Origin of the sequence: Pradoshia sp. D12 (assembly GCF_008935075.1) — a bacterium.
In the GTDB taxonomy this organism is placed as follows: domain Bacteria; phylum Bacillota; class Bacilli; order Bacillales; family Pradoshiaceae; genus Pradoshia.
The window spans coordinates 3320012-3334903 of sequence record NZ_CP044545.1 but is presented as its reverse complement, the minus strand read 5'-3'; the positions used below and the strand labels follow the sequence as shown (position 1 = coordinate 3334903).

Annotated in this window: 16 protein-coding genes and 1 riboswitch; of the genes, 13 read left to right on the top strand and 3 right to left on the bottom strand. The window is 39.3% G+C overall.

Features of this window, described 5'->3' with window-relative positions:
* The first annotated feature begins 10 nt into the window (after window positions 1-10).
* Both F7984_RS16100 and F7984_RS16095 read left to right on the top strand, forming a co-directional pair.
* Complete coding sequence (locus F7984_RS16100) at window positions 11-1447, top strand: NAD-dependent succinate-semialdehyde dehydrogenase (RefSeq protein WP_140461703.1); 1437 nt, start codon at window positions 11-13, stop codon at window positions 1445-1447.
* 24 nt (window positions 1448-1471) lie between these two features.
* The gene (locus F7984_RS16095) at window positions 1472-2395 is read left to right on the top strand and encodes an MBL fold metallo-hydrolase (RefSeq protein ID WP_373925484.1); all 924 of its coding nucleotides are present in this window, start codon (window positions 1472-1474) and stop codon (window positions 2393-2395) included.
* A gap of 47 nt (window positions 2396-2442) precedes the next feature.
* Here the strand turns inward: F7984_RS16095 and F7984_RS16090 are convergent, their stop codons facing one another.
* Both F7984_RS16090 and F7984_RS16085 read right to left on the bottom strand, forming a co-directional pair.
* Window positions 2443-2670, bottom strand: coding sequence for a sulfurtransferase TusA family protein (locus tag F7984_RS16090; protein WP_139892323.1), 228 nt, complete (start codon window positions 2668-2670; stop codon window positions 2443-2445).
* A gap of 21 nt (window positions 2671-2691) precedes the next feature.
* On the bottom strand, window positions 2692-3756 hold the full coding sequence (locus F7984_RS16085; protein ID WP_139892325.1) for a YeeE/YedE family protein: 1065 nt from the start codon (window positions 3754-3756) through the stop codon (window positions 2692-2694).
* Between the two features lie 396 nt (window positions 3757-4152).
* Between F7984_RS16085 and F7984_RS16080 the strand changes: the two genes are divergently transcribed.
* The 5 genes from F7984_RS16080 (at window position 4153) to F7984_RS16060 (ending at window position 8621) form a co-directional block, all read left to right on the top strand.
* A complete protein-coding gene (locus F7984_RS16080; RefSeq protein ID WP_066106731.1) occupies window positions 4153-5109 on the top strand; it encodes an ABC transporter permease in 957 nt (318 codons plus the stop codon).
* A complete protein-coding gene (locus F7984_RS16075) occupies window positions 5096-6052 on the top strand; it encodes an iron chelate uptake ABC transporter family permease subunit (protein ID WP_140461702.1) in 957 nt (318 codons plus the stop codon). The genes F7984_RS16080 and F7984_RS16075 overlap by 14 nt, the downstream gene beginning before the upstream one ends.
* On the top strand, window positions 6049-6813 hold the full coding sequence (locus tag F7984_RS16070; protein WP_066106739.1) for an iron ABC transporter ATP-binding protein: 765 nt from the start codon (window positions 6049-6051) through the stop codon (window positions 6811-6813). Before F7984_RS16075 ends, F7984_RS16070 begins: the two co-directional genes overlap by 4 nt.
* Window positions 6814-7189: 376 nt before the next feature.
* Window positions 7190-8227, top strand: a complete 1038-nt coding sequence (locus F7984_RS16065; protein WP_066106744.1) for a siderophore ABC transporter substrate-binding protein — start codon at window positions 7190-7192, stop codon at window positions 8225-8227.
* Between the two features lie 61 nt (window positions 8228-8288).
* The gene (locus F7984_RS16060; RefSeq protein ID WP_066106747.1) at window positions 8289-8621 is read left to right on the top strand and encodes an antibiotic biosynthesis monooxygenase family protein; all 333 of its coding nucleotides are present in this window, start codon (window positions 8289-8291) and stop codon (window positions 8619-8621) included.
* A gap of 131 nt (window positions 8622-8752) precedes the next feature.
* Here F7984_RS16060 and F7984_RS16055 read toward each other — a convergent pair whose 3' ends face one another.
* A complete protein-coding gene (locus tag F7984_RS16055) occupies window positions 8753-9442 on the bottom strand; it encodes a polysaccharide deacetylase family protein (protein WP_066106751.1) in 690 nt (229 codons plus the stop codon).
* Between the two features lie 150 nt (window positions 9443-9592).
* Between F7984_RS16055 and F7984_RS16050 the strand changes: the two genes are divergently transcribed.
* The 6 genes from F7984_RS16050 (at window position 9593) to F7984_RS16025 (ending at window position 14814) form a co-directional block, all read left to right on the top strand.
* A complete protein-coding gene (locus F7984_RS16050; protein WP_139892327.1) occupies window positions 9593-9895 on the top strand; it encodes a DUF6509 family protein in 303 nt (100 codons plus the stop codon).
* A gap of 26 nt (window positions 9896-9921) precedes the next feature.
* A riboswitch (cobalamin riboswitch) is annotated at window positions 9922-10116 on the top strand.
* Between the two features lie 109 nt (window positions 10117-10225).
* Window positions 10226-11191, top strand: a complete 966-nt coding sequence (locus tag F7984_RS16045; RefSeq protein WP_140461701.1) for an ABC transporter substrate-binding protein — start codon at window positions 10226-10228, stop codon at window positions 11189-11191.
* Window positions 11192-11345: 154 nt separating this feature from the next.
* Window positions 11346-11957, top strand: a complete 612-nt coding sequence (locus F7984_RS16040; RefSeq protein WP_077248123.1) for a TetR/AcrR family transcriptional regulator — start codon at window positions 11346-11348, stop codon at window positions 11955-11957.
* 29 nt (window positions 11958-11986) lie between these two features.
* Entirely contained in the window at window positions 11987-13159 is a 1173-nt protein-coding gene (locus tag F7984_RS16035) for an acyl-CoA dehydrogenase family protein (RefSeq protein ID WP_140461700.1), read from the top strand.
* Window positions 13119-14336 carry an acyl-CoA dehydrogenase family protein gene (locus F7984_RS16030; RefSeq protein WP_140461699.1) on the top strand — a complete coding sequence of 406 codons (1218 nt, stop codon included), beginning with the start codon at window positions 13119-13121 and terminating at the stop codon, window positions 14334-14336. The genes F7984_RS16035 and F7984_RS16030 overlap by 41 nt, the downstream gene beginning before the upstream one ends.
* Before the next feature lie 112 nt (window positions 14337-14448).
* A complete protein-coding gene (locus F7984_RS16025) occupies window positions 14449-14814 on the top strand; it encodes an SCP2 sterol-binding domain-containing protein (RefSeq protein ID WP_066106771.1) in 366 nt (121 codons plus the stop codon).
* The last annotated feature ends 78 nt before the right edge of the window (window positions 14815-14892 follow it).

Here is a 14892-nt window from a genome sequence, read left to right as displayed (position 1 = left end):
GAATATAGGGATGAAGAGTATATGCTTTCCACAACAAATGTATATTAATGGAGAATGGAGAGACAGTGAAAATACAATAAATGTATATAATCCAGCTACATGCGAGGTGATAGGAAGCGTTCCGAATGGATCTGAATCTGATGCAAAGGATGCGGTTGAGGCAGCTTATAAGAGTGGAGTGGCATGGTCAAAATTTACTGCAGAGGAGCGGAGTACAAAACTCCGGGAATGGTCCAGATTAATAGATGTACATATAGATGAATTAGCAGAAATTATGACGCTTGAGCAGGGTAAACCATTTGAAGAGGCGAAAGGGGAATTACGCTACGCCAACAGTTTTATTACCTGGTTTGCTGAAGAGGGTAGACGTGTATACGGCGAGACAATCCCGGCATCTTCACCTAATAAACGGATATTCGTTCAAAAACAGCCTGTCGGGGTGATAGCAGCGATTACACCTTGGAATTTTCCGGCTGCCATGATTACGAGAAAAGTGGCACCGGCATTGGCAGCAGGATGTACGGTTGTTCTGAAGCCATCTGAAGAAACACCATTCACAGCCTTGAAATTGATTGAGTTGGCTGAAAAAGCTGATATCCCTGCCGGAGTCATTAATATTGTTACAGGTGATGCAAAGCGTATCGTGTCTGTTTGGCAGAAGGATTCAAGAGTCCGCAAAATTACATTCACCGGTTCGACTGAAGTAGGGAAGATTTTAATGAAAGATGCTGCAGATACGGTGAAGAAGATTTCTCTCGAACTAGGAGGACTTGCGCCTTTTATTGTAACAAAGCATGCTGATATTGAAAAAGCAGTTCAGGGAGCAATCGATTCCAAATTCCGTAATGCGGGTCAGACGTGTGTATGCGCCAACCGGATATTTGTCCAACAATCAATTATGGATGAATTTACTAATCTATACACGGAAAAAGTCAAACAATTAAAGGTAGGCAATGGATTGATAAAGGGAAATAATATTGGCCCGCTCATAAATGAGGAAGCTGTAAAAAAGGTTATGTCACACCTCGATGATGCGAAAGAAAAGGGCGCAACCATTCTTACAGGTGGATATGTTCCGAAAAACATGCCGGGACATTTTATAACTCCTGCAATTATCTCGGGTGCGACTGATGATATGCTGTGTATGAAAGAAGAAACCTTTGGCCCAATTGCTCCAATTTCAGTGTTTGATCAAGTTGAAGAAGCGGTAGAACGTGCAAATCATACACCATTTGGATTGGCTGCTTATGTTTTCTCGGATAATATTCGGGAGGCTGTTTGGATAGCTGAAAACCTGGAATATGGGATTGTTGGAGTTAATGATGGGTTGCCTTCAACAGCGCAGGCACCTTTTGGAGGATTTAAAGAGAGTGGACTGGGCAGAGAAGGAAGCCATTATGGAATAGATGAATATTTAGAGATTAAATACATTTCACTGGGTTTATAAAGAAGAGTGAGGGATTGTATCTATATGATGAAAAAATTTGAAAATCTTGATCGCGTAGGGAATGATCATACATTTCTGGATATGTATCGGTGGAATAAAGAACGGCGGAGAAAACAAAAGGATTTAAAAACTCAAATTAGCCGTGTTGATAACCCGCAGATTGAGGAGCTAAAAAGAAATCAATCCCGAACTTCTATAACCTGGATTGGCCATTCAACCTTTTTAATTCAAATGGCAGGGATAAATATTTTGACTGACCCAGTTTGGGCGAGGCGGATGGGTGTTCAAACCCGACTGACAGAACCGGGTTTGAAGATAGATGACCTACCATCAATCGATGCCGTTTTAATTTCTCATGGACATTATGATCATCTGGATTTCCCGACCATCCAAAAATTGAAGGGTGACCCGGTTTATTATGTACCCATTGGTCTGGGAAAAGCTTTCTTAAAAAGAGGGTATGGGAAAGTTCATGAAGCAAACTGGTGGGAGACATTCGTACATGGAGATGTATCTTTTCATTTTGTTCCTGCGCAGCATTGGACAAGACGAGGGGCTTTTGATATGAATACTTCCCACTGGGGAGGATGGGTGATTGAAAAAGTCAATACATCTGAAAAGGTCTATTTTGTTGGAGACACAGGTTATTTCAGAGGATTTAAAGATATAGCGGAGAAGTTCCAAATCAATTATGTACTTATGCCAATTGGAGCATATGAGCCTGAATGGTTTATGGCAAGCTCTCATATTAATCCTGAAGATGCTATCAAAGCATTTTTAGAATTGAAGGGGGACTATTTTATCCCTATGCATTACGGTGCCTATCGATTGGCTGATGATACAGGACCAGAAGCATTAGAGCGATTGTTGGATGAGTGGAGCAGGAGACAGTTGCAGAAAGAACAATTGAAGGCATTACTAATAGGAGAGACTTTGTGGGGGAATTAACAAGGGGGCAGTCGCTAATATATTTATGCGACTGCCCCTTGTTTAATTTATTGGCCTTTTTTCAAGACGATTTGCCATTCGGCACTGCCTGTTTGTTCAAAATTAGTAATCTCATGACCTTCTTTTGCGGCCCAGCGCGGAATGCTTTCTGTTCCTTGGGTGCAATCAAAATTGATGATTAATTCTTCGCCAACAGCCATTTCTACCATTGCCACTTTCGCCTCTTCTAGTGGGAAGGGGCAAACCATTCCGTTTGTCTCGAGTACTTTTGCCATAATGTATACCCTCCTATTAAATTAGGCCACCGCTGTATTACCGGTACCTGCTTTTTGTTTTTTTTGTTTTCGGATAATTGTAAAGTAAGTAGCCGTCCATGTTCCTAATAAGAAGAAGACAACAGCAACCCAGCCTTGCCAAGTAAACAGAGCAGTATTTACAAGCCCATTTCCGATGGTACATCCGCCTGCAAGCGATGCACCAAAGCCCATGATAAGTCCACCGCTAGCATTGTATGCAAGTGTTCTTTTATCCGGAAGGCGCCATTTGAATTCATTGCTGCCGCGAGCGGCAATATAGGATCCAAGGCCAATACCAAGTACAAGGAAAACTCCCCAGTTTAATAGGGATGTATCACCATTAACAAAGAATGTTAACAACTGTGCGGTTGGAGTTGTGATCCCAAGACCGGCCATTCGCCCTGTTGCTTCACTTAAAGGCCATGCAAGAATAGCGATGAGGCCAACGAGCAGCGCCGTGATGAATGGATGCCAGCGTTTCTCAAATAAAATATGGGCAATCCCTGTTTTCTGTTGTTTCATTTTAAAGGATGGCAGCTTAGGCTGTTTTAAGTTACGGTATACGAAAAATCCAATAAGTAATGCAAAAGCAATGACAAGTACCCATGGAGATAGGTTGAAAGTTTCATGGATATACGTATCGCTGGTTCTATAGGATAGTACATTTCCGCCCACAGCGCTTAATATCCCAAACTTAGTCATTGCGGCACCAAGTGCATAGCCGCCTAATGCAATCCAGCTCCCAATTAACCCTTCACCAGCCCGATACCAAGTACCAGTAGCACATCCTCCGGCTAGAACCATACCAATTCCGAAGATAAATCCGCCAACAATCGTTCCTAACCACGGAAATGCATCCGCTTGGATGGTGATGATTCCGTTAGCTGCAAGTGCATATACACCAATTGCCTGAATGGCAATAACGATCATGGTTGCGAGAAACATGCGTCCATCCCTAGCGAGAAGCAGGTCACGGTATGCTCCGACAACACAAAAACGTCCTCTTTGTAAGACAAAGCCTAAGAGAAGTCCGACGATAAGGCCATAACTAATAATTTGTATCATGATGAGATCCCTCCGTTGTTTGGATAGATGTATATTACAATAAACCTTATAAGATTACTACGAATTAAAGGAAGATTGTATAAAAATGATTCTTAAGTAGGAGTTTAAATGGATTTCACCTGTAACTTAGTAGGAATGCCTTTTTTGAGTTTTTATTACAAAAGCCTAAGTTGATGAAACCTTTCAGCGATCGTTGGGTTAAAGGAATATTATTTTAGAAGCAATTTTACAGGTGCTTAAAATCGTTACAATTTTCCTGAATTTTCATTTTATCATTGGTAATGATTATCACTAGATGTTGATTTTACTATTTTCATTGACTATAATTAAAGACGACTCAATAATGATTATCATTATCAGTAATGTTGTTGAGAAACTAATTTGACGGGGATTGCAATGAGACTATGGATGTTAGTATTAGTAACTATTATCCTATCCTTTATTTCGCTATTTATAGGGGCTATTGATATTAAACCGAGTGATTTACTAGATTTAGATTCAGACAAGACGCAAATCTTCTTGATGAGTCGATTACCACGGTTAATGGCCATTATTTTAGCTGGTGCAGGAATGGGAATTGCGGGCTTAATTATGCAAAGCTTAAGCCGAAACAAGTTTGTATCACCGACAACGGCTGGTACGCTAGATGCAGCAAAACTAGGTGTCATTGTCTCTATGGTGTTTTTTACTAATATGTCCTATATGGGGCAAATACTATTTAGTTTTGCATTCGCATTAATTGGTACATTTATTTTTATGAATTTACTTGAGCGCATTAAATTCAAAGATGTCATATTCGTCCCTCTTATCGGAATTATGTACGGTAATATCATCGGGGCGATTTCAACATTCATTGGATATGAAGCGGATGTTCTGCAAAATGTAGATACGTTTTTCTTGGGGAGTTTTACCTTGATCGTTTCAGGACGCTATGAACTGTTGTATGTAGCGGTTCCAGCAATTATCATTGCTTATCTATATGCAAATAAATTCACAGTAGCTGGTATGGGTGAGGATTTTGCGAAAAACCTGGGTTTAAGTTATCGTACAGTGTTAAACATTGGTCTAGTTATCGTAGCGGTAATTTCTACAACAGTCATTTTAACGGTAGGGATTATTCCGTTTTTAGGGTTGATTGTACCAAATCTGGTTTCCCTTTATCTGGGCGATAATTTACGTAAAACAATCCCTCATACAATATTCATGGGGGCGGCATTCTTATTGGCATGTGATATTCTAAGCCGATTGATTGTCCATCCATATGAGATACCTGTAAATACTACAGTTGCAGTAATTGGCAGTGCGATCTTCTTAATTATGTTGTTTAGGGGGAAAGCATATGCGAAAAAATAGTGTAAAGCTAATTATTTTAGCTGTTATTGCAATTGGATGTATGGCTTTATTTGCTTTCTATAATATTCAGGGCGGTTTTAGTTACGCCTTTCCAAAGCGTATTGAGCGCATAGTTGCTATGGTTATTACCGGAACGGCAATTGCGTATGCAAGTGTTATATTCCAAACCATTACACATAACCGTTTATTAACACCATCTGTTATGGGGATCGACTCGATGTATGAAGTCGTTCAAACTGTCATTTATTTTACGGCAGGGTCGGCTTCAATCTTCGTTGTAAGCCGTTACTTAAACTTTAGTGTAGCAATCATTGCGATGGTAGTATTCGCATTGATTTTGTATCGTTTTTTATTCAGGGCAGATAAATATCCAATTTTTCTTCTATTATTAGCAGGTATGATACTTGGAACATTACTCGGAAGTCTGGTAACGTTCATGCAAGTTCTAATTGATCCTGTGGAATATGAAAGTTTGCAAGCTCGCTTGTTTGCCAGCTTTATGAACGTGAAGACGGAATTACTGAGCATTGCTATTGTTATTTTATGTACCGCCTTTATATATGGCTATCGGTTATTACGTGATTTAGATGTTGTATCACTAGGTCGAGATAACGCGATTAATCTTGGTGTCGCCTATGATAAAATCGTGCTGAAAGTGCTGATTCTATCGTCTGTTTTAATCGCTACTTCTACCGCACTGGTTGGACCTGTAACATTTTTAGGATTAATTGTGGCGAATTTAGCCTATCAATATTTGGCTACATATAAGCATTCGATATTAATCATTGGGGCAAGCTTGATCAGTATTATTGCGCTTGTCGGAGGACAATTTCTTGTTCAGCATGTTTTCCATTTGAATACAACGATTAGTGTCGTTATTAACTTTGTCGGTGGGATTTACTTTATTTACTTATTACTAAGGGAAAGTAGGAAAGCAGGATGATTGATATTAAAGGGCTTTCTAAAAGCTTTGGGAAAAAATCTGTTATTGAAAATGTAACATTGCAAATCCAACCAAGAGCTATCACTTCTTTTATTGGTCCAAATGGCGCTGGTAAATCAACGTTATTATCAATGGTGAGCCGTCTCTTAGATGCTGATACAGGTGAAGTATTTTTAGATCAAACTGACGTTAAGAAAATGAAATCAGATGCTTTTGCAAAGCGGGTGGCTATTTTAAGGCAGACCAATCACTTGAATATTCGTTTAACCGTACGCGAGCTTGTTTCTTTTGGACGCTATCCATATTCAAAAGGGCGGCTGAATGCAGATGATGAACGAATTGTAGACCAAGCACTGGAGTATTTAAATTTAACAGATATGCAGGATAAGCTGTTGGATGAGTTATCAGGCGGTCAAAAACAACGTGCCTTTATTTCAATGGTTATTGCACAAGATACGGATTATATTTTATTAGATGAGCCATTAAACAATCTGGATATGAAACACTCTGTGCAAATTATGAAAATACTGCGCAAGCTGGTAGATGAGTTAGGGAAAACGGTTGTAATTGTCTTGCATGATATCAACTTTGCTTCTGTATACTCTGATCGCATAGTGGCGTTAAAGGATGGGCGTCTGATAAAGGACGGTCCAGCGCATGAGATTATTAACTCAGAATCCTTGCGTGATGTATATGACATGCATATTCCTGTACAAGAGCAAGATGGATGTCGTATATGTGTATACTTTAATTCACATTAGATTCTAAAATAGATTCTGGCCTTATATTTTTGGAACAATTGACAGCAGCAAAATCTTGTTCAAGTTAAGGGTCGTATACTTAAGTTTTCGCGAAGACTCCAAAATAGCTGTTATTTTGGAGTCTTTTTTTATAGTATTTCTTTTGCTGAGCACATTTCTAACTGATATTTAACTTTTCAAGGAGAGAATATCTCGAGAATGATACGAAATCATCCATGTCTAATTCTCGTTAGGTCAGATAGGAAAAATAAAATTATTTATCAAACACTTCAAAAGAGTTGACATATTTTGTGATTCTCATTTAGAATGATAATGTCGATTGAAAATGATAATCGTTTTCAATTACCAACGGCGTATTTTAGGAGGAGAACAAAGGATGAAGAAATGGAAAACTTTAACTGCTTTGGCAGCGTTAACATTAATGTTGACAGCTTGTAACTCAGGTGACGAGTCAACAACAGGGGAGTCTTCTGAGACAAAACCAACAGAAGAAAAAGAAACTGTCGAAAGTTCTAAATTTCCAATGACAGTATCTTCCTTAACAGAATCACGTGAAGATGAAGAAAAGGGTACGACAACTACATTTGAAGAAGTAAAATTAGATAAAATGCCAGAACGCATTATTGCTCTGGATTATGGCTTTTTAGATACACTTGATGCATTAGGTGTTGAAGGAATCGTAGGCGTAGCTGCTGGTGGCGGTAAAGGAAATATGCCAGCGCATTTAAAAGAAAAATATGTTGCTGAGGGTGTTGCCGATGTTGGTACACTAAAGCAAATCGATTTTGAAGCAGTAGCAGCTGCTGAGCCGGATGTTATTTTCATCTCTGGTCGTCAAACACCATTTTATGAACAATTAAAAGAAATCACACCTAACGTTATTTTCATTGGTTCTGACAATGATAATTACATAGAGGCTGTATATGAAACAGTTGATTTAGCAGCTCAAATCTTTGATAAAGAAGAAAAAGGCAAAGAATTGAAAGCTTCATTACAAGAAAAAGTTGATGCAGTAAAAGAAAAAGCTGCTGGTTATGAAAATGCATTGGTAGCGATGTACAATGACAAGAAAATCTCCGGTTTCGACAATGGTGAAGATTCACGTTTCGCATATGTATATAATGACTTTGGCTTCAAGCCAGCAACAACTGATATCGAAGCATCTTCCCACGGTTCTGATTTCTCTTATGAGTCAATCCTTTCTGTTGATCCAGAAGTATTGTTAATTATCGACCGTACTGCTTCTGATGTAGAAACAATTAAAAAAGATATTGAAAATGATATTATCAAAAAAACCAGTGCTTACAAAGAAGGCAAAATTGTCTACTTAGACGGTGTTAACTGGTACTTCTCAAGTAACGGTGTAACGACTGAAGCAGAAAAATTAGATGAAATCTTAAATGAATTAAAATAATCTTCATAACAAGGAGCATGTCTCAAGTGGGGCATGCTCCTTTAATAAGGGGCGATTATGTATGTTTGTTCAAATCCGTAAGTGGATAGTGACAGAGGGAAATTCAGACAAGATATTGGAACGCTTCAAAAAGAAGCCAGATCAAGGTCCGTCGTTAATTGAGCAGCGTGAAGGCTTTATAAGTCGGGAGTTATTAGTGAAAAAAACAACGCGTGGGGAAGAAGAAGTTGTCATGATTATCCGCTGGGAATCAGAGGAAGCATGGAAAGCATGGGAAAAGAGCCCTGAGCATATCGCTGGCCATAAAGCGAAAATCAAGGAGCACGGAGGTAAGCCCCCAAAGCCAGAATACGTAATCAATATGGAACATGGCAATTACCTTGTAGTCGAATAATAAAAAACAAAACGCCCCTACCTGAAAGGGCGTTTGTTTTATAATGTAAACCTTATTTCAGGTTAGAAAAGAAGCGTTACAGAATAATGGACAGCATTTGCGATTTGAACTGATAGGAGTATTTATCATTTTTAAAATTCAAAAGTTGGTGTGGACTCATCCATTATTTTAAAGGTGTATCCCTTATGTTTCAGACGGCGAATGATTTCCGGAAGCCCATCCACGATTGTTGTATTGCCGTTAAAATCATGCAGGAGGATATAGAGATTTTCTTTTTCACCTACCCCTTGCATAATTAATTTAAGTAATTTTTTTTCTGGAATTGGAGGATTTAATCCATCGTTAGCATCGCAGTTCCAATCATAATATTTATATCCTCTTTTTATTACCTCAGTCTTTAATTGATCCATTAAATCAGTCCCGGCATATTGTTTTGCGACATAGTTATTGGAGCCGCCGGGGAATCGTAGGATTTTCGGGCTTACGCCTACTTCCCTTTCCAAAAATTCTTCCAGTTGAGTAATGTCTTTAAAAAAAGTATCCTTGGATCGATAGATTTTGGAATAATTATGAGAATAGGAATGCAGTCCAAGAGCGTGTCCATTTTTTACGATATCTTTATATAAATACATATGTCCCGGGCTGGCTGTTCCCGTTACAAAAAAGGTTGCCTTAACATCCTGAACTTTGAGGATATCGAGGATTTCCTGTGTGATGTTTGAGGGACCATCATCAAAACTGAGGTAGGCTGTCTTTGCAAATGTTTCAGACGGAATAAGAAGCTGGATAATGAGCAATGTGAGAACAGATAGAGTACGCATAATAAACTCCTATGGATTAAGTGATTTTAATATAGTTTTTGATTCTTGTTAAAAAATATTCCTAAACGGAGTTGAATAATTGGGTAAAATGTTTAATAAAGAGATTGAACATGTATAATAGACATAAGCATTTTAGAAAGGTTGATAAAGATGATCGAGATACAAAGTTATACAGTTGAGAAACTGGAAGACCCGTTTGGTATCCTTTCTGGAGAAAGGTTCGAATATGTACTGGAGATTTCCGTTCCCGAGGAAGATGAACTATATACCGATAAGGGTCTTCTGTTGCGTGTTATATATGTAATGGATGAAAATCAGGACCAAATTTCAAAATATGAGTTTATAGAAAGTGAAACACAAAGTATTTTGGATTTTGAGCTTGAGGAAGATGAATTATCGATGGTTTTACAATTTTGCAGGGAACATACTGATGTTGAATATGAAGAAGAATGAAGATAGCTGATTATATAAAAAATATAAATATTGAATAGTGTAAGAGTGCCTTATTTATTAGGATAATAGGGAAACCGGTGCAAATCCGGTGCAGCCCCCGCTACTGTATACGCGGATGAAATGATTTGTAAACCACCGGCTCTTTGTTTAGAGCATGGGAAGGTAAATCAGAGTAAATTGATGCGTCAGCCAGGAGACCTGCTCTTTCTTTTGTATGTACTATTTTTCGGAGGGAAAAGTAGGCGTCCAATCCTGTTATTTTAATGTGGATTTTCGCCTTAGCTTTTTTCGAGCTAAGGCTTTTTTATTATGTTGGAAAGGGGAATAACTATGCTAAAAAAGCAAAACTATTTATTTTTATTTATGCTAATGCTTACGCTATCTATGTTAATGTTTGGGTGTTCGTCAACTGAAGATGACTCAAACCAGAAGAAAGAGGTTTCTGAATCAACGTCCACAGCCTTTCCTGTTGAGGTAAGGGATGGATCCGGAGAAAGCATCAAGATTGAGGAAAAGCCGGACACGATCGTATCCTTGCTGCCAAGCAATACTGAAACGGCCTATGCACTAGGTCTTGGAGAGAAAATCATTGGTGTATCAGATTATTGTAATTTTCCTACAGAAGCTGCTGACAAACCTAAGGTCGGCGGGTTAGAAATCAATATTGAAAAAGTGTTGGAATTAAATCCGGATCTTTTATTGCTTTCTGCCAGTCATTTTAATAATGCTAAGGATACCATTAAACAATTCCAGACAGCTGGTATTGATGTTATTATCGTACCTGACGCCAATTCGTTTGATGGTGCATATGGAACAATTGAATTGATTGCTAAAGCAACCGGAACATCAGACAAAGCTGATGAAATTATTTCGGATATGAAAAAAGAAGTAGCAGAAATTAAAGAGAAAGCAAGTGCTATAAAAGATAAGAAGAAGGTTTGGATTGAAGTATCTTCCTCACCGGATTTATATACAGCGGCTAACGGAACCTATATAGACGAAATGCTTGATATCATTCAGGCAGAGAATATTGCCGCTGATCAAGAGGGTTGGGTAACAATGAATGAAGAACAAGTCATTGATCGCAATCCTGATGTTATTCTTACTACATATGGCTATTATATTGAAAATCCAGAAGAAAAGGTATATGGAAGAAAAGCTTGGTCCGAGGTACCTGCCGTTCAAAATAAGCAGGTTTATGATGTAGATAATGACACAGTGTCAAGACCGGGACCACGTTTAACAGAAGGCTTGCAATTGATAGCTGAAGAAATCTATCCTGAAATATTTAAATAAACATTTTCATTTAAGAGCCGTGCCCATTTTACTTTGGGAGGCTCTTTTTTTGTCGAAGAAAATAAATTAAATTTTCTAACAATTTTGTTGAAATTTCCCTTTTGAGTAGGTATGATGATACCAATACGTATTCGTACTCACACATGGGATTGGAATGATAAGAATGTTATATGTAAATGACCTGCCGACCGAAGCAAGAGATAAAATGCTATATGCAGCCCTCCAATTATTCACTACAAGAGGTTACAAGAATACATCAGTTCTGGACATAGTTGAGTATGCACATGTCTCGAAAACAACGTTCTACCAACAATTCGGCAATAAAGAGACTTTGATTGTTGCGCTTTGTGAAAGTTTGATTGGAGAAGTTGCAGAAGAGATTAAGCTTGCGGCTTTACGGGAACCACGAATTGGTTATAAAGCATATGCCGGAATTTTTCGCTATTTGGAAATTTGCTTTTCCAATAAGGCTGTTGCCAATTTTATTTTACTCGAATCAGTCGGAGTTTCATTCGAAGTAGAACTGGTCAGACGAGAAGCACTTAAAAGTTTCGCAGATCTCATCTTTGTTTTTGCCTATCGGGAGTTTCCGGAGAATGTGAATGAACAGGAAGTTAGGATCATCTCTCAGGCAATGGTTGGAGCAATCAATGAGGTCGTCATTCAAAAATTCCGGGAACCAAATCACCAAAAGACAGATGTAGAATATCTTGCTAGATTATTAAACCGATTGGTCATGCGTTCATTTAGCAGTCTCTCAAATTAATAAACTATTGATATGAAGGAGGGAGAAAGTTGGTTTCTTTTTTACCAAGTGAGGAAGAAAAGGCATTTGTTGATGTAGCTAAGGATTTTGCGATTCAAAAGATTCGTCCCTATGCCAGGCAAACGGAAAAGAATCAGGGGGTAAGTGAGGACGTGGTCAGAAAGTTGAGTGACCTTGGATTATTAAATCTGGAACTGCCTGAATCATTCGGTGGCCTGGAATTGCCGCTCGTTTCCCAGGTACAGATTGTTGAGGCGCTTGCTTATGGTGACCTTGATACTATTCAGGGGCTTCCAGGAGCCGGGGAGGGAGCATCGTTTATTCGACTAAAAGAGGATCATAATGCATTTTCTTTTTACCAAACTCAATGTGGAACGGGAATTTGCCCAACAGTCGCCTTTCTTTATCCAAATCAACATAAACTCCAAATAAAAAAAATAGACAATGGATACATCGTTGATGGAGAAACGAGTCCGCTGAAAAATGTCAGAAAGGCTGAATATCTATTAATTGCAGGAACTGCCACTAATGGTGAAGCGGTATTGCTCTGGATAGATCAAGAAAATAACCATTCTTGGAAAGTGCTTGACGGTGATTATCGTTTGGGGCTATTGAGTGCTGGCTTTTCGAGAATTCAGCTTAATGAAGTAAGCGTTTCCAATAATAATATTTTGGCTAGTGGAATAGATGCTGAAACTTGGATGAATGAAGCAATGAGCCGTGTACGAACATTAGAGGCTGCCAAAGAAATTGGTGTTATGGCAGCTGCGCTTGATTACACAGTTAAATATACCTCCCAGAGAAAAGCGTTTGGGGTAGAAATCGCAAAATTCCAGGGTGTTTCTTTTAACCTTGCACAAATGGCTATCCAGACGGGTGCAGCAAGGCATCTTGTTTTATATGCGGCAAAACAAATTGATGAAGGTGAAACTGATGCTGTTTTCCACAGTATCCAGGCACTTAAAAAAGCCCATCAATCGCTTCGATATGTAACAGATTCAGCTGTACAGCTCCTTGGTGGGCATGGATATGTTCAGGACCATCCTGTTGAGAAGTGGATGAGGGACGCTCAGGCACAAGTCGGTTGGTTTGAACAAGAGGGCGATTTAGAAATCAGGGCAGGAAACTGGATCATGTATGGTAAGGAGAGGGGGATGAGTAATGATCACATACGAGTTGACGCCACATCAAAGTCAAGTTAAGGAAGTGGTCCATTGGTTTGCTGAAAATGAAATGCGACCGGTATCCATGATTGCCGATCAATTAAAGAAAGTACCGGATGATTGGCTGGATAAAGTAAATCTACTCGGAATTTCTTTAAGCATGTCTTCTTTTGGAGAGTCCAATGATGATAAAAAGAAAAAAGATTTTAAAAAAGCGAAGGAGCGCCAAGGAAATCGATTGGGAGTCATTGCCTCTGAGGAATTAGGCTGGGGAGATTGCGCGATTGCCTTGACGCTACCCGGGCCAGGGCTTGGAGGTCCGCCTGTTCAGCATAGCGGCACACCGGAACAAAAGGAACGTTTTTTATCCATTTTCTCCAGAGATGAGAAACCGAAGTGGGGAGCATATGCTTTGACTGAACCAGAGGCAGGTTCTGATGTATCCGGTTTACAGACGACAGCTGTTAAAGTGGACGGCGGTTATGTGATAAACGGGCAGAAGATATTTATTACAAATGGCAAAAGAGCTTCCTGGGTTGTTGTATTTGCTACGGTAGACCGCAATTTAGGTAGGGCTGGTCACCGGGCATTTGTTATAGAAAAAGGTACACCCGGCTTCTCATGCTCGAGATTGGCGGAAAAAATGGGTCTTCGTGCTTCTGAAACAGCAGAACTTGTGTTTGAGGATTGCTTTGTTCCGGATGAAAACCTTTTAGGTGGAGAAGAGGCCTATGTCAATAAAGCGAATGGATCAGGTGGCTTCAGGGTTGCTATGAAAACATTCGACAACACAAGACCCATAATAGCAGCCATGGCTACCGGAATTGCAAGAGCGTCCTATGAATATACATTGGATTTTGTAAAAAGAGAATATCCTCAGCACGGCAATCATTATCATCAAGCCCTGAGACTCTTCTCAGAGATGCAGCAAAAAATTCAGGGAGCTCGTCTGTTAACCTGGGAAGCTGCCTGGAAAGCAGATTTGGGAAAAGCGAATGCAAAAGAAGCAGCCATGTGTAAGGCCTATGGTGGAAAGATTGCTTTGGAGGTTACTTCAGCCTGTCAGGAAATACTCGGTCCATATGGTCTTGAGGGACATCTAGTCGAGAAATTATATCGTGACGCAAAAATTTATGACATTTTTGAAGGGACTAATCAAATTCAGCAATTAATTATTGCGCGTCATCTGTATGAACCATATGGTCTTCGTGTGTAATGATTTTATAAATACGTTCGGGAGGTGGTGAAACGACAGGACAAAAATGCTGCATCTAAATAAAACTGAAAAATCAAAAAAATCCTTTAATAATAAAGGGAGGAATTTTAAAATGGGAAAAGCAATTGAAGATTATACATTAAGAGAGTCTTTTGAAAAAATTGAGGAAGCACTTAAAAACGATCCTCAGCCAATTCAAGGAATTACGACACGCTATCAATTCACAATCACCGGTTCCGAAGAAGGAATCTATCAGCTTAATATACACGATGGTCAGGCAGAGGTAGTCGAAGGAGAAGAAACACCAGCGGATTGTACACTCACCATGTCTGTCGAAAACTTCCGCCAATTCCTTCTCGGCAAACTAAACGGAACCGTAGCCTTCATGTCCGGCAAACTAAAAATCAAAGGCGACATCGGAAAAGCAATCAAACTAGAAGGAATACTGAAACAATATAACGTAAAGGAATATTTATAAGAAAGGCTGCGGCGACTGTTCAGCTCCGACAAGCATAAGAGGAGTCACGTAGGGAGGTGTTCTCCCTCCAGCAGTGGC

Coding starts and splice junctions, on each gene's coding strand:
- F7984_RS16090 (WP_139892323.1), bottom strand. CDS start 2,670: ATGGCAAAAGTACTCGAGACAAACGGAATGGTTTGCCCCTTCCCACTA.
- F7984_RS16075 (WP_140461702.1), top strand. CDS start 5,096: ATGCGAAAAAATAGTGTAAAGCTAATTATTTTAGCTGTTATTGCAATT.
- F7984_RS16025 (WP_066106771.1), top strand. CDS start 14,449: ATGGGAAAAGCAATTGAAGATTATACATTAAGAGAGTCTTTTGAAAAA.
- F7984_RS16070 (WP_066106739.1), top strand. CDS start 6,049: ATGATTGATATTAAAGGGCTTTCTAAAAGCTTTGGGAAAAAATCTGTT.
- F7984_RS16060 (WP_066106747.1), top strand. CDS start 8,289: ATGTTTGTTCAAATCCGTAAGTGGATAGTGACAGAGGGAAATTCAGAC.
- F7984_RS16100 (WP_140461703.1), top strand. CDS start 11: ATGAAGAGTATATGCTTTCCACAACAAATGTATATTAATGGAGAATGG.
- F7984_RS16030 (WP_140461699.1), top strand. CDS start 13,119: ATGATCACATACGAGTTGACGCCACATCAAAGTCAAGTTAAGGAAGTG.
- F7984_RS16080 (WP_066106731.1), top strand. CDS start 4,153: ATGAGACTATGGATGTTAGTATTAGTAACTATTATCCTATCCTTTATT.
- F7984_RS16050 (WP_139892327.1), top strand. CDS start 9,593: ATGATCGAGATACAAAGTTATACAGTTGAGAAACTGGAAGACCCGTTT.
- F7984_RS16095 (WP_373925484.1), top strand. CDS start 1,472: ATGATGAAAAAATTTGAAAATCTTGATCGCGTAGGGAATGATCATACA.
- F7984_RS16045 (WP_140461701.1), top strand. CDS start 10,226: ATGCTAAAAAAGCAAAACTATTTATTTTTATTTATGCTAATGCTTACG.
- F7984_RS16040 (WP_077248123.1), top strand. CDS start 11,346: ATGATAAGAATGTTATATGTAAATGACCTGCCGACCGAAGCAAGAGAT.
- F7984_RS16065 (WP_066106744.1), top strand. CDS start 7,190: ATGAAGAAATGGAAAACTTTAACTGCTTTGGCAGCGTTAACATTAATG.
- F7984_RS16085 (WP_139892325.1), bottom strand. CDS start 3,756: ATGATACAAATTATTAGTTATGGCCTTATCGTCGGACTTCTCTTAGGC.
- F7984_RS16055 (WP_066106751.1), bottom strand. CDS start 9,442: ATGCGTACTCTATCTGTTCTCACATTGCTCATTATCCAGCTTCTTATT.